The sequence below is a fragment of the Rhizobium sp. CCGE 510 genome (genome assembly GCF_000292525.1).
Lineage (GTDB): Bacteria > Pseudomonadota > Alphaproteobacteria > Rhizobiales > Rhizobiaceae > Rhizobium.
The window spans coordinates 1-23,068 of record NZ_AEYF01000034.1; the positions used below are offsets into that span (position 1 = coordinate 1).

Consider the following 23,068-nt stretch of genomic DNA (forward strand, 5'->3'; position numbering starts at 1 on the left):
AATGCCGGGACTAAACAGCTAGGCGCTTATTCACGCTCCCCAGGGGCGCGCTTATGCGCTCTCCCTGAAGTCGTCGTCGCCGGCGTCTGGACCGCCCATCGACATATCGAGAGCAAAGCCCTTGAGGCGCTGCTGCTGAGCCGAAACCGTCTGGCCACGGCCCTGGTTGTGAGCCTGCGGGGCGGGCTTGCGGACGGCGGGTTGGCTCTTGATCGCCCTGGCCGAGGCGTTGGCTTGCGCCTTGTGGGCGACGGGCCGCCCGCCCGCCGTATCGACCTTGAAGAAGGCGATCGAAGCCTGCAGTTCTTCGGCCTGCGAGGCGAGCTCCTCGGAGGTCGCCGACATCTGCTCGGAGGCGCCGGCATTCTGCTGCGTCACTTTGTCGAGCTGCTGGATCGCTTCATTGATTTGCGAGGCGCCGATATCCTGTTCGCGGCAGGCGGCGCTGATCTCGGAGACCAGTTCCGCCGTCTTGCGGATGTCGGGCACCAACCGGCCAAGCATGTCGCCGGCATCGGCGGCAGCCTTGACCGTGTCGCTCGACATCGAGCTGATTTCGGCGGCCGCCGATTGGCTGCGTTCGGCGAGCTTGCGCACCTCCGAGGCGACGACCGCAAAACCCTTGCCATGTTCGCCTGCACGAGCAGCTTCCACGGCGGCATTGAGAGCCAAGAGATCGGTCTGGCGGGCGATCTCCTGGACGATGCCGATCTTCTGGGCGATCGTGCGCATGGCGTCGACCGCGCGCGTCACCGCTTCGCCGCTCATCTCCGCATCCTTGGCCGACTGGCGGGCGATCTTTTCGGTCTGCGCGGCGTTGTCGGCGTTCTGCTTGATGTTCGCGGCCATCTGCTCCATTGAAGCGGAGGCCTCTTCGGCCGAAGCAGCTTGTTCGGTAGCACCCTGCGATACCTGCTCGGAGCTCGCCGAAAGCTGCTGGCTGCCGGAAGAGACGTTCTCCGCAGCCGATAGCGCATCGGCGACGACGCCGCGCAGGCGTTCGATCATGATGTTGACGTTACCGAGAAGCTCGCCGATTTCGTCGCGGCTGGTGATCTCGGCCATCTTCGTCAGATCGCCTTCCGCCACTTCGCGAACCACGGTGTTGGCACGGTTGAGGCCCTTGCTGATCGTGCTGGCGATCCAGAAGGCTGTGATGGCGGCAATCAACAGGGCGACGGCGGCGACCGCGACCATCATCGTTCGCGTCGTCTCATACTGTGTTTGGGCGCCATCGTCGGCAGCTTTCATGCGCTGCTTTTCGAGCGTCAGGATTTCGGTGAGCGTCGAGTCGATATTATTGGCGGCGGTGCGCGCCGTCGTGACGGAGATATCGTTTGCGCCATCGGTATTGCCGGCCTTCACATAGGCGCGGATCTGCTCGTCGGCTGCAACGAAGGTTTGGGAAAGTTCGGCGATACGCGCCCAGCGCGCCTTGCCCTCTTCGGTCGCAAGCGCTTGTACCTTCTGGAAGGCGTCGTCGAATTCCTTGTGGGCCTGATTGCCCTTCTCGATCGCGCCGGCCATATCATCGGCGTTACGCGCAGTCAGCAGGTTCTTCTGCTGACGAATTGCCTCCAACTGGGCGATGTTGATCTGTTGAGCGAGATCAAGACGGGCTGCCGGGCCGGAAAGTAGATTGTCGATCGTGTCATTCAACGATCCAAGGCTGAGGACACCGTAAGCGGCGGTGCCCACCAGTATCAGAATGATGAAGGTGAACGCCGTCACCAGTTTTGTCTTGATGGTCAATCGCATCGGTTTAACCCCAACCTGTACTCAGCCGACATCAGTTGGCGGCTCCCGCCACATCGTGCTTCGATGAAAAAATCGCCTGCAGATTAGGAAGAATGATGAATTCTCCGCCCCTCTTCACCAGGCAGTTGATATAGTCGGCGCGCCAGCGCATGCCGATGCTCGGCGGCGCCTCGCTCGCCGTCTTTGCAAGTGTCGTCACCTCGTTCACCTTGTCGGTTCTGAGACCGACGAGAGTCTCCTCGCCCTGCAGATTGATCTCGATGACGATGATGCGGCTGTCGATCGTCGCTTCCGCGGCTTCCATCCCGAAGGCGAGACGCAGATCGGCGAGCGGAATGACCTTGCCGCGAAAGTTGATGACGCTGGCGACGAAGGGCTGGCTGCCCGGAACCGCAGTCTCGGGAAGCAGGTCCAGGATTTCCCGGACGATGACCGCTTCCAGCGCGAAGGTTTCGCCGTTGAGATCGAAGGTCAGAACCTCGACTTCCTCGGCATAGCTCCAGTGATTGTCAAATCGTTCGGCTGTTGCCCTCATCCTGCTGCACGCATTTGCGCCTCCTGTTGCTGACCCGCGGCAACCAGGTGCCCGACGTCGAGAATGAGAGCGACGCTGCCGTCGCCGAGAATGGTGGCGCCCGAGAATGTCGCGACGTTGTTGTGCAGTTTCGACATCGACTTGATGACCGTCTGGTGGTCGCCGATGATCTGGTCGACGACGAGGCCGACGCGCTCCGTGCCGGTCGAAATGACGACGACCTTCTGATGCAGGTCGGGCTTGGTGCCGGTGCGAAAGAGATCGCGCAGACGCAGGAACGGCACCAGGCTGTCGCGCAGCGAGATGAAGCTGCGGCCGCGCGAGCGGAGATCTTCCTCGAGCGACAGTTCGAGGCATTCCTCGACCGCCGAAAGCGGGATGACGTAGCGGCCGGAACCGACGCGCACCAGCAGGCCATCGATGATGGCGAGGGTCAGCGGGATGCGCAACGACACTTCCGAACCCTGCCCCGGCAGGCTGACGATGTCGATCGCGCCGCGAAGCGCTTCGACCGTCTTCTTGACCACGTCCATGCCGACCCCACGGCCGGACAGATTGGTGATCGCCGCGGCCGTCGAGAAGCCGGGAGCGAAGATCAACTGCAGCAGCTCGGAATCGGAAAGCGGCTGGCCGGGCTGGATGAGGCCCGAGGATTCGGCCTTGGCGCGAACCCGTTCACGATTGATGCCGCGACCGTCGTCCTTGATCGAGATGATAACCTCGCCGCCGGCCTGGCGGGCCAAAAGCGTCACCGTGCCGGCTTCGGTCTTGCCGGCGGCAAGGCGGTCGGCAGGCGTTTCGAGGCCGTGATCGATCGAGTTACGGACCAGATGCACCAGCGGATCGGCCAGGCGCTCGATGACCGTTTTGTCGACCTCGGTGCTTTCGCCTTCCGTCACCAGCTCGATCACCTTGCCGGTCTCGCGGGCGAGATCGTGGACGAGGCGGCGGAAGCGGGAGAACAGGGTGGCGACCGGCACCATGCGCAGCACCATCATCGTGTCGCGCAATTCACCGGAGAGGCGTTCGATTTCCTCCGAAACGGAGCGCAGCGCGATATCGCTGCTGGCGCTGGCGAGCTGGCTGAGGCGCGATTGGGCGATGACGAGCTCGCCGACGCGATCCATCAACTCGTCGAGACGTTCGGCCGGCACGCGGACGTTTTCAGCTGCCTTCGCCTGGCTGACGGCGGCGGGGGCCTCGCGCCTCGCCTGAACCGCCTCGACAGGACGGAACTCCGGGACGGCTGATGCAGGAACAGCCGGTACCGATGCTGCGGCAGCTGCTGCTGCCTTTTCCGCGACCGGGGCGGCGGTTGCCGCGGCCGCACCATCGATATCCTCGACGCTGAGTTCCATGTCATCGAGAACGAAGATGAAGACGTCGTCGATCGCCGAGCGGTCCTGCTCGCTGATCAGCGTCACGTCCCAAGAAATGTGGAGTTCCGTCGGAGTGAGTTCGTCGATAGGCGGGATGGCCGAGGTGTTGGCGCGCACAGTGCATTCGCCGAGATCGCGCAGCTCGTCGAGCAGGCCGAGCGGGTTGGTGCCGTTGGCCATCGAATTGGCGGGCAGGCTGAAGCGGATGCGCCAGCCGTTCTTCTTCTTCGCCGTTGCCTCGCGGGTGGCGACGGGTGCGGGAGCAGCGGCCGCCGCTGCAGCAGGCGACGCCTCCTTGCCGCCGACGGCAGCCTGCAGCTGCGCCAGAAGCGTGCTGCCGGTATCGCCGTGATCGGCGTCCGGCTGGTCGACGAGGGCGCGCATATGATCCTGGGCGGCAAGAACGGCGGCGACGAGTTCGCTGGTCGCCGCGACCTCGCCCTTGCGGACGCGGTCGAAGGCCGTCTCGCAATGATGGGTGAAGGCGGCGAGCGCCTCAAAACCGAACATCGCACCGGATCCCTTGAGCGTGTGAAGCCCCCGGAACACGGCGTCGACGAGATCCTTGTTGTCGAGCTGGTGAGTCAGGTCGAGAAGACCGGCCTCGATCGCTTCGAGGCATTCGGCGGCCTCCGTGCGGAATACGGCAACGGGATCGAGCGGCGTCATCGTCCGAGAACCTTCTTCACGATCTTCACGAGATTTTCCGGGTCGAACGGCTTGGTCAACCAGCCCGTCGCACCGGCGGCCTTGGCGCGCGCCTTGAGATCAGCATCCGATTCCGTCGTCAGGAAGATTATCGGGACGCCGGCCTGCGCCGGCAATTTGCGCAACTCCTCGATCATTGTCAGCCCGTCCATGACAGGCATATTCAGATCGGTCACGATCAGATCGAAGCTGCGCCCCTTGGCCGTCGCCAAGCCCTCTGCCCCGTTGACCGCCTCGGTGACGCTATAGCCGGCATTGGTCAGCGTGACCTTGGTCGTCAGACGAATGCTGGCGGAATCGTCGACGGTCAGGATATTTGCACTCATAATGTCACCTCTTTATGCAACCAGAAATTTGCGCCTTCTTGATCGAAGGATTCGATGAAACCGGCGCGCTCAAGTACCTTCAGGACCGAGCCACTGGCCGGCGAAGAAAGCTTGAACGTCTTTCCGGTGGATTTTGCTTGGCGACGCGAGGATTCGATAAGTTGAACAAAACTCAGATCCGCTTCCGCACCTTCGGGAATGCTGATGATGATTGTATCACGGCTATGAAATTCGCTGACAATATTAGAATATAGTTCGGAAACGTTGCGAATGCTGAGAACGTCCGGCAAATTTATAGATTCGTAATATTGTTTATGAGTATCCAATGCAGCCTCCTGGGCCAGAGAAATACTTGATGGCCCTAAAAGGACTCTCACGGCAGCGTTAATGCGGGGTAAACAGCGGTTGTATGAAACTGCCGTATAGCGAGTCCCGGGACTCCCAATTCTCATCCGGGATAAGTTGTATTTTTTTCTCAATATTTAGAAAAATGCAAAGTAAAAACAGTATGTTGAATCATATTTCCCGGCCGTGACGTTTCGACCGCTGGCGCATCCACATCTTTCGTTAATCACAACGCTGGCGAGTCCGGCGCGTTTACCGGACGTTTCCATCCTGCCCGTAAAAAGAGAGTCAAATCGCCTGTGATTTAAGAAAAGGTATAAAAGTGGCACACGCTCTGGTATCGCCGAACGCTGCAGCCTATACGTCAGGGCGGGACATCAGCCAGACCCTGGAATCCGCCCGCAGCCAGGTCGAGGAGCGTTTCCTCGAGGGCGGCACAGTGCTGCTTTCGGTGATGGATGTCCTCAACCGCCTGTTGAACTCGCTCGAGAGTGTCACCACGACACTCGACAACAAGGACACGAGCGACACCAGCGCCGATCTCCGCGCCACGGTGGAGAGCCTGACGGCTCTGCCGGTCACTGAGGAAAACCGCCAGCAGGCGCTCGTCTCGCTGGCGCATACCGGCAGGGAGTTGCGCAAACACGTCTCCGACATGCAGGAGACGATGCGTTATCTCAGAACTTTCGCCGTGACCGTGAAGATCACCGGTGCCGGCCTTGCCGAATTCGCCGGCTTCGCCCAGGAGATCCTGGAGCGCATCTATTCCGGCACCGATGAGGTCAACCGTTTCGCCACCCATCTCGACAGCCTCGACAAGGAGGTGAAGCTTGCCGCCTCCTTCGGCGCCAGCGTGTCAAAAGGTTATGCCGATACCGTTCCGGCCGTTGCCGGAGCCCTGCGCGATGATGCCGCCAAGATCGCCGAACACCGCAAAGATCTCGGCGTCATCGCCCGCGACGTCGGCGCAATTGCCCGCGCCATCCAGAGCAAAGTCGCTTCGACGCTGTCCGCCCTGCAGATCGGCGATATCACCCGCCAACGCATTGAGCACGTGCAGGCCACCTTTTCGCTGCTTGAAGATTTCTTTGCCGGCGAGGAAGGCGCAAGACTCGACGCCAGCGCGCGCCAGCGCCTGCAGAACATCATTCACCATTTGACCGCAGCGCAGATGAGCGACATGTGCGCAAATTTCCAGCGGGATTCTCAAAACGTCGTCAAGACGATAGCAAGTTTCGACCACGACATGCGGGAGATCCTCAAGCTGCGCGATCAGATGAGCGGCGAGAGCGGCGAGGCCGGCGGCAACTTCATGCGGGCGCTGGAATCCAGCGTTTCGGCCGCCCACGAAATCGTCAAGCAGGTCGATACGGCAAGCCGGCAGGCCGACCAGGTGAGCCAGTCGACGATCGGCACCGCCGCCAAGCTCTTCGAGGCGATCGGCAACATCCGCGCCGTCAAGACCGACATCCACTATATGGCTTTGAACACCAATTTGCGCTGCTCCCGCCTCGGCGAGGCAGGCAAGTCGATCAATGTCGTTACCGCCGAGCTGCGCATCTTCGCCGGCAAGCTCGACGATTCCGCCGACGCCATCGTCAACGGCCTGCCGGCGCTCGAAGCCGCGGCCGGGCGCGTCGCCCCCGCCACGGACGCCGGGCCTAGTGGCCTAGGAGAAAGCCTGACGTCGGCCGTCGGCAATATCCGCTCTGCAGCCAACGCGATGGAAAACGAGTTGAAGGTGCTTGCCGAGAACGGCCGCGAGGTCGCCACCAAAATCAGCCAGTTGATCGGCAAGCTCGATTTCCAGCATGATCTAGGCGAAGTCCTTGCCCGCTGCGCCGATCTGCTCGAAGGCGTCGCCGGCACCGATATCGCCGATATCTCCGACCTCGGTGAGGTCATCGCGCCGCTCGATCGCAAGATCTTCAAACACTACACGATGGCCCATGCGCGCAACATTCACCGCAACATCATCCCGGCGAGCGAAGACAGCATCGCCGCTCCCGCCGAGACCGCCAAAGCCGAAAACGACGAGGATCTTTTCGCGGGCGCGCTTTTCTAGAGCATGTCGCCCGGAAGCGCTGAGCGATCCCCAAGACATTCATAGATACAACAGGATAAAGCGCGTCGTATGACTCGAATTTGATACAACGCACCAAGTTAGGACACTGTCGCTATCGCCGCCGAAACTTGTTGGCCGCTTCGATCGCCGCTTTCTGCTGATCGTCCTCGATGCCAAGATAGAAATCTTCGAGCGACGGATCGGCGAGCCCGGCCCGGCGCGACAGGACGTACCACTTCGCCGCCTCGACCGGATCGGGCGCCGTGCCGATGGCGTTGATATAAAGGTGGGCAAGCTTGTTCTGTGCCGCGACGTTGCCGCCATTGGCGGCAAGTTTCAGCCATTCGAAGCCCTTGACGTAGTCCTTCGGTCCGCCGACGCCGTTGACGAGCCAGATGCCGAGATCGAGCTGGGCTGTGTCGAAGCCGGCCCGCGCCGCACGTGCCATCCACTCGCGGGCGAGCTGTTTCTTTTCCTCTGGCAGGTCCTTCAGCGTCGCATAGATCTGCGCAACGGCATATTGCGAATCGGCAATGCCCTGCTCGGCCGATTTCTCGTAGAATGGCAGTGCAAGCCTCAGCCCCTTCTCGCCGGGATTGTCGGCAATGAGAAGCTGCGCCCAGTTGAATTCCGCCGAAGGATTGCCGGCTTCGGCCGCCTTGCGCATGTAGTCGTCGGCCTTGACCTTGTCGCGCGGCACGCCCTCGCCCTCCATCAGGATCAGCGCATATTTGAACATTGCCGCCGCATCGCCGCCTTCGGCCGCCTTGCCGTACCAAAAGGCCGCATTCTTCACGTCCTTCTTGACGCCGAGGCCCTGCGAGAGAATTTCACCAATCAGCGTCTGCGCCGCCGCATCACCGAGCTGAGCCCTCGGCAGCGCCTTATCCATAGCCGTCAGGTAATAACCGCGTTGGAAAGCGCCGTAAGCCTCGTCGACCGGCCCCTTGTAATCTTTCTCCGGCGGCAGGTCAGGCAGCTTCGCGCCCATGCGGTCGAACACGCCGACACCATCGGAGGGCCGCACGACCGGGCCGGAGGGCCGGTCGGTGCGGAAGGTCGAAGCCGGCGCTGAGCCTGGCTGGCCGATGACGCTGTCGCTGGCCTGCGCCAAGACGACATCCGGCCCGGCCGCAACGAGGGCGGCCATGCTGGCAAGGATAAATTTCAACAGGGGGGCGGTCCGGATCGGCATGAGCGCGATTTCAATCCTCAAACCGTGGCGCTTTTTCGTCAAGCAACGCGTTGACTTCGGCTACAATCGATGGCGCCCGGGTGGGCTCGCCGAAAATTGCCAGCCGTAGCGCCACGAACTCCGCTCCGGTCTCGGCGACGGCAAGCGCCGAGGCAGGATCAGTGCCGCCCATGACGATGCAAGGGATCTCGATCATCGAGGCCCACCATTCGCCGAGCGCAAGGTTTTTCGGGTGCGCCTCCGGCTTGATATCGCCGTCGAGCTTGCCGAAGAAGATATAGTCCGGCCTGACTTCGCCGATCTCAAGCGCATGGTGGCGGTCGGCCGCGTTGCCGCCGCCGATGATCAGCTTCGGTGCATGTTTGTCGATCGCTTCCGAAAGTGCCTCGGCATTGCCGGAAAGATGCAAGCCATCGGCCTTTGCCCGTCCCGCCACGCGGCTGTCGCCTGAAATCAGCGCGGCCGCTCCGGCACCCTGGATCAGCGGCACCAGCTTTTCGGCATGTTTCTGGAAGGTGCCATCGTCGAGCCCGTATTGCGGCACGATCACCGAGGCGACATCGCCGCCCTTCAGCGCGTCGGCAACGATCCTTGCCTGTTCATCGGCATCGGCAATATCGGGTGCGATGAGCACAAGGCGGCAGCGGTTTTCCGGTTCGGTCATGAGGTCTTTCCGTTTCCTGCGAATTCCCCTTCGAAAGGAGGGATCCGCACTCGTTTTGTGTGAGTAGTTCCGTTAGACGAGGCTTGCAAGAGGAGGACGTCGAAAGCATGCCGCAGGATTTGTCATTCTACTACGCCGCCGTGCCCGCCGTTCTGCTGGTGGGCCTCGCAAAGGGCGGCATGGGCGACGCTTTGTCGCTGATCGGCCTGCCATTCCTCGCCCTCGTCGTCTCGCCGGTCGAGGCGGCGGCGATCCTGCTGCCGATCCTCGTGTTCATGGACATGATCTCGCTCGTCATCTGGCGCAGACATGGCGACTGGGCGACGCTGAAGATCATGCTGCCGGGTGCAATCTTCGGCATCGGGCTGGGCTGGGCGACTTCGGCGCTCGTTCCGGGCAATATTCTGCGCATCGTCATCGGCGCGGTGACCATTCTCTTCTGCCTGCGCTATTTCTGGAACAACTTCGGCCCGGGCGCCGGCAAGGTAATCCCGCCGCGCGGCCAGCGGCCGGTGGCCGCCGGCCTCTGGGGCACATTTTCCGGTTATGGCAGTTTCGTCGCCCATGCGGGCGGTGCGCCCTTCCAGATCTATGCGCTGCCGCTCAAGCTACAGCCGCGCGAATATACCGGCACCAGTGTGCGCTTCTTCGCGATCCTCAACGCCATCAAGCTGATCCCTTATTTCGCGCTCGGCCAGCTCGACACCCAGAACCTCGCGACCTCCGCGACGCTTCTTCCCTTCGCTCCGCTCGCCACCATTGCCGGCGCCTGGTGCGTGCGCCGCATGAAGCCGGCGATCTTTTATCCGTTCATGTATGCGATGGCCCTGATCGCCGCTTTCCTGATCGTGCGCGAAGGCTTTGGCTGGTAGAGGCAGCAATGCTAAGTGTAACAGCGCCCTTAGAGGGCCTCAAAAGACGCGCGGCGCTGCAGCACGCTGCAATGCACAATTTTCTTGCTGACGCGGCCGGTTTGACGTAGCTTTCCCGTCATGTCGAACACGGACCCTTTCTCTGCGATTGCCGATCCGAACCGGCGGTTTCTGCTGGAGGAACTGCGTCGCGCACCACGGACGGTCAACGAACTCGCCGAGGGTCTGCCGATCAGCCGCCCGGCCGTGTCGCAACACCTGAAGGCGCTGCTCGATAGCAATCTCGTCTCAGTGACCTCGGAAGGCACGAAGCGCATCTACACGGTCAACAACCGGGGCTTCGACAAGCTTAATTTGTGGCTGGATCAGTTCTGGGCTTGATGCCTGCTCCCGCAAGACTGTGGGACACGATTTCCTAAAATGCACCGCCGCTCGAAGCCGACGACCCAAAAGCGCCAGCCGCGATGCCGCAGGCATCGGACTGGCGCAAATCTGGTGTGAAATCACCGGTTCTTGCTGATTTTAGGCGGAATGGATGGATTTACCTTTTCGTTCGCAAGATGATCGACCGGCGACCCTTGGGAAGATCAGTGGACGGATGACTTGAGACGCATAATCTCGTCCTTGATGCGCAACTTGCGGCGCTTGCATTCGGCAATTTCCGTATCGGAGATAGAGGGAGCTGTTCTGAGCGTATGCAACTCCTCCTCGAGAGCGACATGCTTCTTCTGGAGTGATTCAAGATGAGCTTGAACTGTCATTTGACCCTTCCTTCCACTTACCCTCCCCGGCCATCATCGTCGGGGATCAAGGTGTCAACGCGGCGGACTGTGACATATTTTTGAAGGCTTGTCGAAGGCCAAAAGATGGAGACTGGATGGCAATTTCATGATCAAGACTAACTAGCCGTTACCTGTATTTGGTGATAGGAGCTTGCGGAAATCATCGGCAGATCGGACAAGGTCCGGGGACGATAACGGGGAATGCATATGGCCGATCAGGAACAGGCGGAAATCAGGCTCGTCGTGGCGCGTCTGCGCCAGGAGCACGAGGATTTCGACGCCGCGATCAACGCCATGATCCAGATCGGATGCGATGCACTGCGGGTGCAGCGCATGAAGAAGAAGAAGCTCGTCATCAAGGACAGGCTCTCCAAGCTGGAAGATCAGATCATCCCTGACATCATCGCCTGAGGGGGATAGCAACAATGATGACAGACAGACCGTCCGTCGCCATCATCATGGGCAGCCAATCCGACTGGGAGACCATGAAGAACGCCGCCGACACCCTGGAGGCGCTGGAAATCCCCTATGATGCGCGCATCATTTCGGCGCACCGCACACCCGACCGGCTGGTCAACTTTGCCAAGGGCGCGCGGGCGGAGGGCTTCAAGGTCATCATCGCCGGCGCCGGCGGCGCAGCCCACCTGCCGGGCATGGCTGCATCGATGACGCCGCTGCCGGTTTTCGGCGTGCCGGTCCAGTCCAAAACCATGTCGGGCCAGGACAGCCTTCTTTCCATCGTGCAGATGCCGGCCGGCATTCCAGTGGGAACGCTCGCCATCGGCAAGGCCGGCGCGGTTAACGCTGCCCTTCTCGCCGCCGCCGTACTTGCCCTTTCCGACGAAGAAATCGCCGATCGGCTCGACGAGTGGCGCGAGCGCCAGAGTGCTGCGGTCGCGGAATACCCGATGGACGACCTATGACGGCAAAAACGATCGGCATCATCGGCGGCGGCCAGCTCGGCCGCATGCTGGCCATCGCCGCCGCCAGGTTGAATTTTCGCACGATCATTCTCGAGCCGCAGACGGACTGCCCGGCCGCCCAGCTCGCCAACCGGCAGATTACCGCCGCCTATGACGATCCTGCGGCACTCGCCGAACTCGCCGATGTCTGCGATGTCGTCACCTACGAATTCGAGAACGTGCCCGTTAAAGCCGCCGAAACGCTCTCGGCAAGCGTGTCCGTCTATCCGCCGCCGAAGGCGTTGGAAGCCGCGCAGGACCGCCTCGTCGAAAAGCGTTTTCTCAATGGCTGCGGCATAATCACCGCCCGCTTCCACACGGTCGACAGCCAGGCCGATCTCGAAATGGCGCTTGAGGATTTCGGCGGCCAGGGCGTGCTGAAGACCCGTCGTCTCGGTTATGACGGCAAGGGCCAGACGGTTTTTCGCTCAGTGGCCGACAGCCCTGATGGTGCCTATGCCGCACTCGGCGGCGTGCCGCTCATCCTGGAGAGTTTCGTCGCCTTCGAGCGCGAGGTCTCGATTATTGCCGCCCGCGCCACGGACGGTACGGTCGTCTGCTTCGATCCCGCCGAGAATGTCCATCGCAGCGGCATCCTGCACACCTCGACGGTTCCCGCTACAATCTCGCCGACGACGGCGGACGCAGCGCGCCGATCGGCCGAAACGATTCTCGCAGCGTTGAACTATGTCGGCGTCATCGGCATCGAATTCTTCGTGCTTGCCGATGGCGGCCTGATTGCCAACGAGATGGCGCCGCGTGTCCACAACTCCGGTCACTGGACGGAAGCCGCCTGCGTCGTCAGCCAGTTCGAGCAGCATATCCGCGCCGTTGCCGGAATGCCTTTGGGAGACGCTGGACGTCATTCCGACTGCGTCATGCAGAACCTGATCGGCGACGATATCCTGGCCGTTCCCGATTGGCTGCAGCGCGCCGATACGCTGGTTCATCTCTATGGCAAGACCGAATGGCGCCCCGGCCGCAAGATGGGTCATGTCACCACCTTGACGCCGAAATCGCCGAATTTGGCCTGAGAAAACACCTTTGCGCCTTGGGAAAAACACCGTCATGCGGTTGACACGGAAAAGGTGACGGGGTATCTGCTCCCCCACCTAAACAGCGCGCCCGATGGCGCGCTTTTGATTGTTAAAGATACGGGCGAATGTGAATTCCCCCCTAGAGATCGCGGATCAGAAAAATGAAGATCAAGAATTCGCTCAAGTCGCTCAAGGCTCGTCACCGTGACAACCGTCTGGTTCGCCGCAAGGGCCGCATCTATATCATCAACAAGCTGAACCCGCGCTTCAAGGCTCGTCAGGGCTGATTTCGCGCGCCCGGATCGCCATGCCGCGCAGTTTTGCCGGCAGATATATCCGGTGGGTCGCTGCGGTGATCACGGCAAATTTGTTTGATCTTCGGCGTTGGCGGGCTAATATGTCCGCCATGCGCTTTTTTGCTTTGACGTCAGCGGCGCTGCCGCTCGCCTTCATCTTCCTCACCTCCGCCTTTCCGGCCACTGCGGCGGAAAAGGGCGTTATCGTCGAGCAGGCGGATGTCAACAATTCGCCGAAGCAGCACCTCGACCAGCTCTTCAGCCAGCTGAAACGCGAGCGCGACCCCGACAAGGCCAACGGCATCGCCAATGAAATCCGCATGGAATGGAACGATTCCGGCAGCGCCACTGTCAATCTGCTGATGCAGTGGGCCGACAAGGCAATCGAGGAAAAGCGCAATCCCGCCGCCCTCGATTTCCTCGATGAGGCGATCGCGCTGAAGCCCGATTATGCCGAAAGCTGGAACCGTCGCGCCACGCTGAACTTCGTCATGGGCAATTACCGCAAATCGATGTCCGACATCGAACACGTGCTCGATCTCGAGCCGCGCCATTTCGGTGCGCTCTCCGGCATGGCGGCGATCCTCAGCAGTTCCGGCAACGACCAACTGACCTTGAAGGCGTGGGAGCGTTTCCTCGATGTCTATCCCGCCGAGCGCACAGCACAGGAACAGGTCAACACGCTTGCGGAAAAACTCGCCGGCAACCGCACCTGATCTCGGCTCGCCGATCTTGACCTCCGGCCAAGCCGCGCAATTTAGAACAGTGGACGGGAAACGATGCAGCGTGTCCGCTCTCGGCAAAGCCGCCGCAACGATCGGCCGTTAAGATCATGTTTGCAGAAGTTTCCGCTCTTCTTGCTCCGCTCGCCGCCGCCATCGGTTACTCCTCCTATAAGGCGCGGCAATTCGAATATGCCTATCCGAATATCGGCGAACTGACGGATGTCGGCGGCTACCGGATGAACGCCGTCCATATCGAGCGTCCCGAAAATGCCGATCTGCCGGCGCTCGTCTTCATTCACGGCGCCAGCGGCAACCTGCTCGACCAGGTCGTTGCCTTCCGCGCCGCCCTCGAAGGCCGAGCGGAAATGCTGTTCGTCGATCGCCCCGGCCACGGTTATTCCGAACGCGGCGGTCCTGATAACGCGGTTCCCTCCGGTCAGGCCGATGCGATCGCCCGGCTGATGGAAAGACGCGGCATTGAAAGGGCGGTTATCGTCGGCCATTCCTTCGGCGGTGCGATCACCGCCGCCTTCGCCCTGCGTCACCCCGACAAGACATCAGGCCTTCTCTTCCTCGCACCCGCCACCCACCCTTGGCCGGGCGGCATCGACTGGTACTATCACGTCGCGACCGTGCCGGTCCTCGGCTGGCTCTTCAACCACGCGATCGTCGTGCCCCTCGGGCTCCGCCGGGTGGAACGTGGCACGCTGAATATTTTCCGCCCCAATCCACGCCCGGCTGATTACATCGAAAAGACCGGTCCGTCGCTGGTGCTGCGACCCAACGCTTTCCACAGCAACGCGGACGATTTTAAAAGACTGCTTGCCTATGTAAAGGAACAGTCGCCGCTCTATGCGCGGATCACCGCGCCGACGGTTATCATAACAGGCGACAGCGACGAGATTGTCTGGGAGCACCTGCATTCGCGCGGCCTGGCCCGCGATATAACAGGTTCCGAGCTCATTACCGTTCGCGGTGTGGGCCACAAGCCGGATTATCTCGCAACCGATGTCGCCATCGCCGCCATCGAGAGGATCGCCGGCAAGCCACGCGACCTGCAGGCGATCGCCCGCAGGGCCGAAGAGAGGCTCGCCGCCGCATCACGCGATCATACGGTCGCAACCGTGGCGTCGCCGAGGCCGGGCATCCTGCGCGGCGCCTGACCTTCCGGCTTCGCCACCTGCGAAAAGTCGCGGAGCTACTTGGCATAAAGCCTATCGCTTGCATTGCCTCGGGCTGCCGCAGCCCCATATGTCTTCCATCACTGTCCATCGGAGGGGAAATCATGGGCCGCCTGCATATCGGGATGATCTCCGTCATATCAGCCCTGTCGCTGAGCCTGACCTCGGCGCTCGCCGCCTCGCCTGCCCCCGTCGAAGCCGAGCACGGCATGGTCGTCACCGCCCAGCATCTGGCCACCGATGTCGGCGTCGAGGTGCTGAAGGGCGGCGGCAATGCCGTCGATGCGGCGGTCGCCGTCGGTTATGCGCTGGCGGTCGTCTATCCCTCGGCCGGCAATCTCGGTGGCGGCGGCTTCATGACCATCCGCCTGAAGGACGGCACGAAGACCTTCCTCGATTTTCGCGAACGTGCGCCGCTGGCCGCCACGAAGACCATGTATCTCGACGCCAAGGGCGATATCGTGCCGCGCGCCAGCCTCGACGGTTATCTTGCCGTCGGCGTACCCGGCTCCGTCATGGGCTTCGAAACCGCCCGCGAGAAATACGGGACGAAGTCACGCCAGGATTTGATCGCACCGGCACTCCGCTTCGCCACGGAGGGCTTCACGCTGGAACAGGGCGACGCCGCAAGCCTCGCCGGCAACGCCAAGCGTCTCGCCAAGGACGAGGCGGCGGCGAAAATCTTTCTGAAATCCGATGGCAAACCTTTTGCATCAGGCGAAAAGCTCCAGCAGCCCGACCTTGCCGCGGTCCTGGCAGGTATTTCCGAAAAGGGTCCGGACGCCTTCTACAAGGCCGCGCCGGCCGAGGCGATCGTCAAGGCAAGCCAGGCCAAGGGCGGCATCCTCGCCAGGCAAGATTTCGAGCAATATGCCGTGCGTGAGTTGAAGCCGGTCGAATGCAATTACCGCGGCTACGACATCATCTCCTCGCCGCCGCCTTCCTCCGGCGGCGTCATCATCTGCGAGATCCTCAACGTTCTCGAAGGTTACCCGCTTTCCTACCTCGGCTACGGTTCAGCCGACACCGTGCATGTCATGGTCGAGGCCATGCGTTATGCCTACGTCGATCGCAATGCTGCGCTCGGCGACCCCGATTTCGTCGACAACCCGGTCGCAAAGCTGATCGACAAGGCCTATGCCAAGGAAATCGACGGCAAGATCGATCCCTACAAGGCCGGCACTTCGGTCAACCTGAAGCCGCTCGGCGGCAAGGAAAGCACCGAAACGACGCATTATTCGATCATCGACGACGAGGGCAATGCCGTTGCCGTCACCTATACGCTGAATGGCTTGTTCGGCGCCGCCGTCGTGGCGCCGGGCACTGGCGTCCTGCTCAACAACGAGATGGACGATTTCACCTCCAAGCCCGGCGTGCCGAACCTCTACGGCCTCGTGCAGGGAGAGGCGAATGCCATCGCCCCGAAAAAGACACCGCTCTCCTCGATGAGCCCGACGATCGTCACCAAGGATGGCAAGCCATTCATGGTGATCGGCAGCCCCGGCGGCTCGCGCATCATCACCATTACGCTGGAGGCGATCCTCAACGTCGTCGATTTTGGCATGGATATCAGCCAGGCGGTGAACGCGCCGCGTATCCACCATCAATGGCAGCCCGACAAGGTCTATCTCGAACCCTATGCACTGTCGCCCGATACGGAAAAAACTCTCGCCGCCATGGGCTACAGCTTCGATGGCGGCAACGACGCGCCGCTCTGGGGCCAGGCCGCCGGCATCCTCGTCGGTGGCAAAAGCCTCGCCGCGATCGAGAAGGGCGGCGGTGCGCGGTATAATGGGGCCATGGACAGCCGTGCGGCGGAGGGTTCGGCGAACGGCTACTGACGGTCGGCCGATCGCAGCGAGCGGCAAGCGCGATGCACCATTCGTGTCACGGTGACAAAGTCGCCGTTCACAATTGGCTTGCCGCGCCCTAAGCATGAGCGAACCCGCAAGCAGGACGATTCCAGAATGGTCAGCATTGAAATGATTGTCGCCGCCCGCGCCCGTCTGCGCGGTCATATCAGGCGTACGCCGCTTCTCTCCTCCCCCTTCCTCAACGAAATCGCCGGCCGGCGCCTGTTCGTGAAGGCCGAATGCCTGCAGCATTCCGGTTCGTTCAAATTTCGCGGTGGCTGGTCGGCTGTCTCCGGCCTTGATCCGGCCGTGCGCTCAAAGGGCGTCATCGCCTTCTCCTCCGGCAACCATGCCCAAGGCGTCGCGCTTGCCGCCAAGCTGCACAATGTGCCCTCGGTCATCATCATGCCGAGCGATGCGCCGAAGCTGAAGATCGCCAACACCCGCGCCTTCGGCGCCGACGTCGTCCTCTACGATCGTGTCAACGAGGATCGCGACGAGATCGGCGCGAGGCTTTCGGCCGAACGTAGCCTGACGCTGATCAAACCTTTCGACGAACCGTTGGTGATCGCCGGTCAGGGCACGACCGGTCTGGAGATTTCCGAGCAGGCGGAAGAGGAGGGCGTGACGTCAGCCGAGGTCCTCGTTCCCTGCGGCGGCGGCGGATTGACCTCCGGCATTGCGCTCGCTCTCGAAGCCAGCGCCCCCGGCTTTCGCGTCCGACCCTGCGAGCCCAAGGATTTCGACGACACCACCCGTTCGCTTGCCTCCGGCCGGATCGAACGCAATGCGTCGATAGCAGGCTCGATCTGCGATGCGATCCTCACGTCGCAGCCTGGTAACATCACCTTCCCGATCCTCAAGCGTCTCGCCGGCGCCGGCATCGTCGTCACCGACGATCAGGCGCTGCGCGCCATGGCGCTGGCTTTCACCCGGTTGAAGATCGCCGTCGAGCCCGGCGGTGCGGTGGCGCTTGCTGCCGCCCTCTTTCATGGCGAAGCGCTGGAAAGCGACACGGTCGTCGCCGTTACCTCGGGCGGTAACGTCGATTCCGATATCTTCGCCATGGCGCTCGAACGCTTCGGCTGAGACGTCGCACCGGCAGAGGTCGGCTCCGAACTTTGAATACCCCATTACTCCTCGGCGACCGTGAGGCCGCCGCTGACGATCCAGGAATGCGCCCGCAACATGCAGATATCAGGCCGCTGTCCCGCGCAGCGCGCCATGGACCGACTGCAACACGAGTTCGGCAAGCCGCGCCGCCGCCGGCTGCAGTTCGGCTTCGGCTCGATGCAGGACCAGACCGAGCTTTGGCAAATCAGGCAGGCCGATCGTCTCCGGCGCCAGCGGCCGGACCTTCGCCGGCAGGCCGATCGGTGTGCGGATGGTGATGCCGAGGCCGGCCGCGGCCGCTGCCCAGAGACCGCCGAGGCTGGGGCTGACAAAGGCGAGCCGCCAGGAAATGCCCGCCTCATCAAGTGCCTTGGTCGCAGCACTTCGCAACAGGCACGGTGCCTCCAGCGAAGCGAGCGGCATCGGTTCGCCGCTTGCGGCTTGCCAGCCGGACGCCCCTTCGGCAGGCCCGATCCAGCGCATCGGCACCTCGCCGATCCGTTCGCAATGCGAAGTCACCGTGCCGTCGCTCCAGGCAAGCGCCAGGTCGAGCTTGCCTGAGGTGACGCGCTCGAGCAGCTCGGCATTGCGCACCACCCGCGCCTCGATCCGGACCTTCGGATGGGCCCGCGCGAAGCGGCCGAGCACTTCGGGCAGCAGGTTCTCGCCGAAATCCTCCTGCAGACCGAGCCGCACCCAACCCTCCAGCTCAACGCTGTGCACGGCCGCAGCCGCCTCGTCATTTAGTTCCAGCAGCCGCCTGGCATAGCCGAGCATCGTCTCGCCGGCATCGGTCAGCGCCAGCCCGCGTCCCGCCTTACGAAAGATCGGCGTGCCCGCCTGCTCCTCCAGCTTCTTCAGCTGCGCGCTGACCGCCGAAGTGGAACGCCCGAGCCGCTCGGCCGCCTTAGCGAAATTGCCAAGCTCCATGCCGGTCGAAAAGGTCCGAAGCACATCGAGATCGAAGATCATCCGTCGCATCGTATAATCCCCTTTTTCAGGATCATTAATCCATAAATTTCTGATTTTCAGCATCATCGTGCCGTGCGATGGTTCTACTGTCAAGGCCGACGAACGGCCTGAACCATGGAGATCCCGATGCCCTTCGTTCGAATTTCGCTCCGCAAAGGCAAGTCGCCGGACTATCTCGCAGCACTTGCCGACAACATCCAGCGCGCCTTGGTCGAGACCTTCGACGTGCCCGAAAACGACCGCTTCCAGGCCATTCATCAGCATGATGAGAACGAGCTGCTCTTCGACCGCAACTATCTCGCCGGTCCGCGCTCCGACGATTTCGTCTATATCTCGATCACGATCGGCAGGCCCCGGACAGCCGAGATGAAGGCGGCGCTTTATCGGCGGCTCGCCGATCTTCTGGCGCAATCGCCGGGCCTCCGGCCCGAGGATGTGATGATCGTCATCAGCACCAGCGCGCCCGATGATTGGTCCTTCGGCGATGGCATCGCCCAGATGACCGACCCCGACTGGCGGCTGCGGACGGTCGGAGGCCGGCAATGACCACTTTGAACCCGAAGACGATGACCGTCAGGCGCCCCGGCAGGGTGGTGCGCTCGCCGGAAGGCGTCGCAACGGCGCCTTTCTGGGTCGAAATGTTGCTCGACGGCGGGGCCGACGGTGAGAACACCGCCATGCGCGCCACACTCGATCCCGGCACTATCCGCCGCTGGCATACGCACCCCAGGGGCCAGTTGCTCTACGTGCTTTCGGGTCATGGGCTGTCACAGAACGAATGTGGTGCCGTCGAGGAACTGCGCGCCGGCGACGCCGTCTGGTTTGCCCCCGGCGAGCGCCACTGGCATGGCGCAGCCGATGACAGCCCTTTCAGCTATATCAGCATCCAGCCGGCCGAAAACGGCAGCATCGTCGAATGGCTGCAGCCGGTGGAGGCACGGTCATGATTGCCATGCAATACAGCTTCACCCTACCCGCCGATTACGACGTGTCGATCATCGATCGGCGTATCCGCGATAAAGGTCCGCTGCTCGACGGTTTTCCCAATCTCGGCTTCAAGGCCTATCTCAGTGCCCTTAAGGGCGAATTCGGCAGCCACGACAATCTCTATGCGCCCTTTTACCTCTGGCAAGAGCCGGAAGGCGTAAGCGATTTCCTCTGCGGCCCGGCTTTCCAAACGCTCATCGGCGCCTTCGGCTGGCCGCAGGTGAGGACCTGGATCGTCTGGCAGGCGGAAATCTCGCCTGATATTGCCGCGGCCAGATTTGCCACGCGCGATATACGGCATATCGAGCCCTACGCGCCGCTTGCCGAAATCCGCCGTGCCGACAGCGCGGAGGCTGCCGCCGACGTTGTGACCGGCGGCGCGCTCGCCTCGGTCTCCGGCTTCGAACCGACGACATGGACGCGGGTGCGCTTCAGGCTATGGAAAGAAATTCCAGAAATCGACGCGCACACGCAGGCCTATCGCGTCGGTCACCTGTCCCTGGCTCGAGCCTGAGTTCAAGCGGTTGCCCGGCGATAAAAGGCGAGCGACCCGGCAAGCGCCAATAGCGCGCCGCCACAGGCACGCTCCAACCATAGGGCGCCTGAGGTTTTCAGGAACCGTACCGCCTGCGAGCCGAAGAAAGCGTAGCCGAACATGATGAGAAAATCGAGCGCGGCAAAGGTGAGCGCCAGCAGCGCATATTGCGTTGCCTGTGGCAGGACCGGATCGATGAACTGCGGCAGGAAGGCCGAGAAGAACAAATAGCCCTTCGGATTGGTCGCCGCGACCATGAAGCTCTTCAGCCCGATCGAGACGAGCGACGCCGTCCCCGAAGACGCCCCGGACTTCAGCGCCGCATCGATTGTGCCCTTCGAGCGCAGCAGCATGATGCCGAGAAAGGCGAGATAGGCGGCACCCGCCCATTTCAGCATTGAAAACCAGAATTCCGATGCCGCCAGCAAAGCGCCGAGGCCGATGGCGACGGCGCCGATCAGCACGAAATCGGAAAGCACCGCACCGATCATGCCAGCAGTCGCCCGGCGCAGGCCATGCCTCGAACCATTGGTCAGCGCCAGGAGCACCGTCGGCCCCGGCGTGGCGATGCCGACGAAGGAAACTGCCGCAAAAGCCAGAAGCGTGACGATATCCATGATGATCCCTCCCAATCCAGGGATCAAAGCTTGCACGCATAGCAGCCGTTAGCAACATGGGCCTGTCAAAGAAAAAGCCCGCAGCCTCCGGTGAACTGAGGCAGCGGGCTTTCGAACGGATGCGATTGGATCAGACGCCGCTTTGGCCGTCGGAGCCGATATAGGCAATGCGGATCATGTTGGTGGCGCCGGGCGTACCGAGCGGCACGCCAGCCGAGATGATGATGCGGTCGCCCGGCTTGCCGAAACCTTCGTCGGCGACGATGCGGCAGGCGCGGTTGACCATGTCGTCGAGATCGGTCGCGTCGTGGGTGACGACGCAATGCAGGCCCCAGACGACCGCAAGGCGGCGCGCCGTCTTGATGATCGGCGACAGTGCCAGGATCGGCACCTGCGGCCGCTCGCGCGAGGCGCGAAGGCCCGTCGTGCCCGACGAGGTGTAACAGACGATCGCCGACAGCTTCAGCGTTTCAGCGATCTGACGGGCAGCAAGCGAGATCGCATCGGCGCCGGTCGCTTCGGGCTGGGCACGCTGGGCATAGATGATGCCAGGATAATGCGGCTCGCGTTCGATGGCGGTGGCAATCGACGCCATGGTCGAGACGGCCTCGACCGGATAATCGCCCGAAGCCGATTCGGCCGAGAGCATGACGGCATCCGCACCTTCGAACACGGCGGTCGCGACGTCGGAAACTTCGGCGCGCGTCGGCACCGGCGAGGAGATCATCGATTCCAGCATCTGCGTGGCGACGACCACCGGCTTGCCCGAACGGCGGCAGGCGCGGATCAGCTGCTTCTGGATACCGGGAACCGATTCGAGTGGCATTTCGACCCCGAGATCGCCGCGGGCGACCATTAATGCGTCGGAAAGCTCGATGATTTCCTCGATGCGTTCGAGAGCCTGCGGCTTCTCGATCTTCGACATCAGGCCGACACGGCCGCGGGCGATCTTGCGCACTTCGGCGAGGTCATCAGGACGCTGGACGAAGGACAGCGCCACCCAATCGACATCGTCGGTTGCGAGTACGGCGTCGAGATCGGCGCGGTCTTTGTCCGTCAGTGCGCCGACGCCGAGCAGCGTGTCGGGAAGGCTGACGCCCTTGCGGTCGGAGATGCGCGTGCCCGAAATAACCGTTGTGACGATGCTCTTGCCGTCGCATTTTTCGGCGCGGAGCGCGAGCTTGCCGTCATCGATCAGCAGGCGGTGACCGGGCTGCACCGATTCCAGGATTTCGGGATGCGGCAGAAAGACGCGGTTCTGATCACCGAGCGCTTCGTTATTGTCGAGCGTGAAGGTCTGGCCAGGCTTGAGGTCCACCTTGCTGTCGACGAATTTGCCGACACGCAATTTCGGTCCCTGCAGGTCGGCGAGAATGCCGATCGGCCGGCCGCAGCGCGCTTCGACCGAGCGGATGCGCTGGATCAGCGTACGCATCAGGTCGTGGCTTGCATGGCTCATATTGATGCGGAAGACATCGGCACCGGCCTGGTGCAGCTTCTCGATCATCGATTCCTCGGCGGAGGCAGGCCCGAGGGTGGCGAGGATTTTAATTTTGCGATTACGCTTCATCAATTCTGGCTTTCTTGCGTCCCTGGGGTGTCGGAGAGTTGGACCATCCAGCTACCCTGGCGGCCCGTATCATATTCCTTGAATCCCATCTTCTGGTAACCGCGGGCATAACAATCCTGCACACCAGTGATCTTGAACTCGTTTTCCGCCACGCACATCTGCACGTCACCCGTCCATCGTCCCCCCCGGGCGGCGTCCTCTGCGTAGAGGTAATAATAACGCGACTGCAACTCTCCCTCGATCAACGTGGCGCAGGTCGTTGCCGGCACCTGCCACCAGCCCTCGGTCATCCAGCCACCCTTGGCCCGATAGCCGATCGCAACGCCGACCAGATTTTGCGTTCCGTTGCAGACGCGAAAATCGGCGCGTGCGGCATCTGCGATGAAAAACGGCATGATGACTGCAAGAGCGAACAGAGCGAGACGGACCAGCGGTCCGGACCGCGTGAGGAAACTTGGCGCGGCTTGGATCAACACGGCTCCCAAATAGCTCCACGGTTATTCGTATCCGTGTCTTCTTGCGCCGCCGTCAAGCGAAAGTCAACGCAATGCTAATCGATTATATTTCCTTTCACAAACCGCCCGTCGAGGG

Annotated in this window: 26 protein-coding genes; 14 read left to right on the top strand and 12 right to left on the bottom strand. The window is 62.0% G+C overall.

Translation table 11 applies throughout. The features are described from left to right. Positions 1-51: 51 nt before the first annotated feature. The 5 genes from RCCGE510_RS16105 to RCCGE510_RS16125 are packed head-to-tail and all read right to left on the bottom strand — an operon-like array spanning position 52 to position 5,032. Positions 52-1,758, bottom strand: coding sequence for a methyl-accepting chemotaxis protein (locus tag RCCGE510_RS16105; RefSeq protein WP_007631549.1), 1,707 nt, complete (start codon positions 1,756-1,758; stop codon positions 52-54). Positions 1,759-1,789: 31 nt separating this feature from the next. Further along, positions 1,790-2,293 carry a chemotaxis protein CheW gene (locus RCCGE510_RS16110; RefSeq protein ID WP_007631550.1) on the bottom strand — a complete coding sequence of 168 codons (504 nt, stop codon included), beginning with the start codon at positions 2,291-2,293 and terminating at the stop codon, positions 1,790-1,792. Next, positions 2,290-4,341: a chemotaxis protein CheA gene (locus RCCGE510_RS16115; RefSeq protein WP_007631556.1), complete on the bottom strand. Its 2,052-nt coding sequence runs from the start codon at positions 4,339-4,341 to the stop codon at positions 2,290-2,292. The genes RCCGE510_RS16110 and RCCGE510_RS16115 overlap by 4 nt, the downstream gene beginning before the upstream one ends. Further along, the gene (locus RCCGE510_RS16120) at positions 4,338-4,706 is read right to left on the bottom strand and encodes a response regulator (protein WP_007631558.1); all 369 of its coding nucleotides are present in this window, start codon (positions 4,704-4,706) and stop codon (positions 4,338-4,340) included. The genes RCCGE510_RS16115 and RCCGE510_RS16120 overlap by 4 nt, the downstream gene beginning before the upstream one ends. Continuing rightward, complete coding sequence (locus RCCGE510_RS16125) at positions 4,703-5,032, bottom strand: STAS domain-containing protein (protein WP_037078945.1); 330 nt, start codon at positions 5,030-5,032, stop codon at positions 4,703-4,705. Before RCCGE510_RS16125 ends, RCCGE510_RS16120 begins: the two co-directional genes overlap by 4 nt. 341 nt (positions 5,033-5,373) lie before the next feature. Here RCCGE510_RS16125 and RCCGE510_RS16130 point away from each other — a divergent pair, with 341 nt between their 5' ends. Next, positions 5,374-7,116 (top strand): methyl-accepting chemotaxis protein, encoded by a 1,743-nt coding sequence (locus tag RCCGE510_RS16130; protein ID WP_007631563.1) that lies wholly within the window; start codon positions 5,374-5,376, stop codon positions 7,114-7,116. A gap of 112 nt (positions 7,117-7,228) precedes the next feature. Here the strand turns inward: RCCGE510_RS16130 and RCCGE510_RS16135 are convergent, their stop codons facing one another. Next, a complete protein-coding gene (locus RCCGE510_RS16135) occupies positions 7,229-8,311 on the bottom strand; it encodes a tetratricopeptide repeat protein (RefSeq protein ID WP_037078949.1) in 1,083 nt (360 codons plus the stop codon). A 10-nt stretch (positions 8,312-8,321) separates the two neighbouring features. After that, complete coding sequence (locus RCCGE510_RS16140) at positions 8,322-8,975, bottom strand: thiamine phosphate synthase (protein ID WP_007631574.1); 654 nt, start codon at positions 8,973-8,975, stop codon at positions 8,322-8,324. Between the two features lie 107 nt (positions 8,976-9,082). Here RCCGE510_RS16140 and RCCGE510_RS16145 point away from each other — a divergent pair, with 107 nt between their 5' ends. Next, positions 9,083-9,847, top strand: a complete 765-nt coding sequence (locus RCCGE510_RS16145; RefSeq protein WP_007631576.1) for a sulfite exporter TauE/SafE family protein — start codon at positions 9,083-9,085, stop codon at positions 9,845-9,847. A 120-nt stretch (positions 9,848-9,967) separates the two neighbouring features. Continuing rightward, on the top strand, positions 9,968-10,228 hold the full coding sequence (locus tag RCCGE510_RS16150) for a metalloregulator ArsR/SmtB family transcription factor (RefSeq protein ID WP_003542830.1): 261 nt from the start codon (positions 9,968-9,970) through the stop codon (positions 10,226-10,228). A 206-nt stretch (positions 10,229-10,434) separates the two neighbouring features. Here RCCGE510_RS16150 and RCCGE510_RS33485 read toward each other — a convergent pair whose 3' ends face one another. After that, complete coding sequence (locus RCCGE510_RS33485; protein WP_007631579.1) at positions 10,435-10,608, bottom strand: DUF465 domain-containing protein; 174 nt, start codon at positions 10,606-10,608, stop codon at positions 10,435-10,437. Between the two features lie 228 nt (positions 10,609-10,836). On the opposite strand from RCCGE510_RS33485, the gene RCCGE510_RS16160 reads away from it, so the two are divergent. From RCCGE510_RS16160 to RCCGE510_RS16195, 8 genes are all read left to right on the top strand, one after another. Further along, the gene (locus tag RCCGE510_RS16160) at positions 10,837-11,040 is read left to right on the top strand and encodes a YdcH family protein (protein WP_007631581.1); all 204 of its coding nucleotides are present in this window, start codon (positions 10,837-10,839) and stop codon (positions 11,038-11,040) included. 17 nt (positions 11,041-11,057) lie between these two features. Next, positions 11,058-11,552 (top strand): 5-(carboxyamino)imidazole ribonucleotide mutase, encoded by a 495-nt coding sequence (gene purE / locus RCCGE510_RS16165; RefSeq protein ID WP_037078966.1) that lies wholly within the window; start codon positions 11,058-11,060, stop codon positions 11,550-11,552. After that, on the top strand, positions 11,549-12,625 hold the full coding sequence (locus RCCGE510_RS16170; protein ID WP_007631586.1) for a 5-(carboxyamino)imidazole ribonucleotide synthase: 1,077 nt from the start codon (positions 11,549-11,551) through the stop codon (positions 12,623-12,625). The genes purE and RCCGE510_RS16170 overlap by 4 nt, the downstream gene beginning before the upstream one ends. Before the next feature lie 164 nt (positions 12,626-12,789). Beyond that, complete coding sequence (gene ykgO, locus RCCGE510_RS16175) at positions 12,790-12,915, top strand: type B 50S ribosomal protein L36 (protein ID WP_003566454.1); 126 nt, start codon at positions 12,790-12,792, stop codon at positions 12,913-12,915. Between the two features lie 110 nt (positions 12,916-13,025). Further along, a complete protein-coding gene (locus RCCGE510_RS16180; protein WP_007631591.1) occupies positions 13,026-13,640 on the top strand; it encodes a hypothetical protein in 615 nt (204 codons plus the stop codon). Between the two features lie 116 nt (positions 13,641-13,756). Beyond that, the gene (locus RCCGE510_RS16185; protein WP_007631593.1) at positions 13,757-14,812 is read left to right on the top strand and encodes an alpha/beta hydrolase; all 1,056 of its coding nucleotides are present in this window, start codon (positions 13,757-13,759) and stop codon (positions 14,810-14,812) included. A gap of 122 nt (positions 14,813-14,934) precedes the next feature. After that, positions 14,935-16,671 carry a gamma-glutamyltransferase gene (gene ggt, locus RCCGE510_RS16190; RefSeq protein WP_007631595.1) on the top strand — a complete coding sequence of 579 codons (1,737 nt, stop codon included), beginning with the start codon at positions 14,935-14,937 and terminating at the stop codon, positions 16,669-16,671. A 126-nt stretch (positions 16,672-16,797) separates the two neighbouring features. After that, positions 16,798-17,772, top strand: a complete 975-nt coding sequence (locus tag RCCGE510_RS16195) for a threonine/serine dehydratase (protein ID WP_007631597.1) — start codon at positions 16,798-16,800, stop codon at positions 17,770-17,772. A 108-nt stretch (positions 17,773-17,880) separates the two neighbouring features. On the opposite strand, the gene RCCGE510_RS16200 is transcribed toward RCCGE510_RS16195, so the two are convergent. Beyond that, positions 17,881-18,777 carry a LysR substrate-binding domain-containing protein gene (locus RCCGE510_RS16200; RefSeq protein ID WP_037078953.1) on the bottom strand — a complete coding sequence of 299 codons (897 nt, stop codon included), beginning with the start codon at positions 18,775-18,777 and terminating at the stop codon, positions 17,881-17,883. A 117-nt stretch (positions 18,778-18,894) separates the two neighbouring features. On the opposite strand from RCCGE510_RS16200, the gene RCCGE510_RS16205 reads away from it, so the two are divergent. Genes RCCGE510_RS16205 through RCCGE510_RS16215 form a run of 3 tightly spaced genes read left to right on the top strand, consistent with a single transcriptional unit; the run spans position 18,895 to position 20,269 of the window. After that, positions 18,895-19,314: a tautomerase family protein gene (locus tag RCCGE510_RS16205; RefSeq protein ID WP_037078956.1), complete on the top strand. Its 420-nt coding sequence runs from the start codon at positions 18,895-18,897 to the stop codon at positions 19,312-19,314. Further along, positions 19,311-19,715 (top strand): cupin domain-containing protein, encoded by a 405-nt coding sequence (locus RCCGE510_RS16210; protein ID WP_007631603.1) that lies wholly within the window; start codon positions 19,311-19,313, stop codon positions 19,713-19,715. The genes RCCGE510_RS16205 and RCCGE510_RS16210 overlap by 4 nt, the downstream gene beginning before the upstream one ends. Continuing rightward, complete coding sequence (locus tag RCCGE510_RS16215) at positions 19,712-20,269, top strand: DUF4865 family protein (protein WP_007631605.1); 558 nt, start codon at positions 19,712-19,714, stop codon at positions 20,267-20,269. The genes RCCGE510_RS16210 and RCCGE510_RS16215 overlap by 4 nt, the downstream gene beginning before the upstream one ends. Before the next feature lie 2 nt (positions 20,270-20,271). On the opposite strand, the gene RCCGE510_RS16220 is transcribed toward RCCGE510_RS16215, so the two are convergent. From RCCGE510_RS16220 to RCCGE510_RS16230, 3 genes are all read right to left on the bottom strand, one after another. Beyond that, complete coding sequence (locus RCCGE510_RS16220) at positions 20,272-20,907, bottom strand: LysE family translocator (protein WP_007631608.1); 636 nt, start codon at positions 20,905-20,907, stop codon at positions 20,272-20,274. A 130-nt stretch (positions 20,908-21,037) separates the two neighbouring features. Beyond that, the gene (gene pyk / locus RCCGE510_RS16225; protein WP_007631609.1) at positions 21,038-22,477 is read right to left on the bottom strand and encodes a pyruvate kinase; all 1,440 of its coding nucleotides are present in this window, start codon (positions 22,475-22,477) and stop codon (positions 21,038-21,040) included. Then, the gene (locus RCCGE510_RS16230; protein ID WP_007631610.1) at positions 22,477-22,962 is read right to left on the bottom strand and encodes a DUF1036 domain-containing protein; all 486 of its coding nucleotides are present in this window, start codon (positions 22,960-22,962) and stop codon (positions 22,477-22,479) included. Before RCCGE510_RS16230 ends, pyk begins: the two co-directional genes overlap by 1 nt. Between the last annotated feature and the right edge of the window lie 106 nt (positions 22,963-23,068).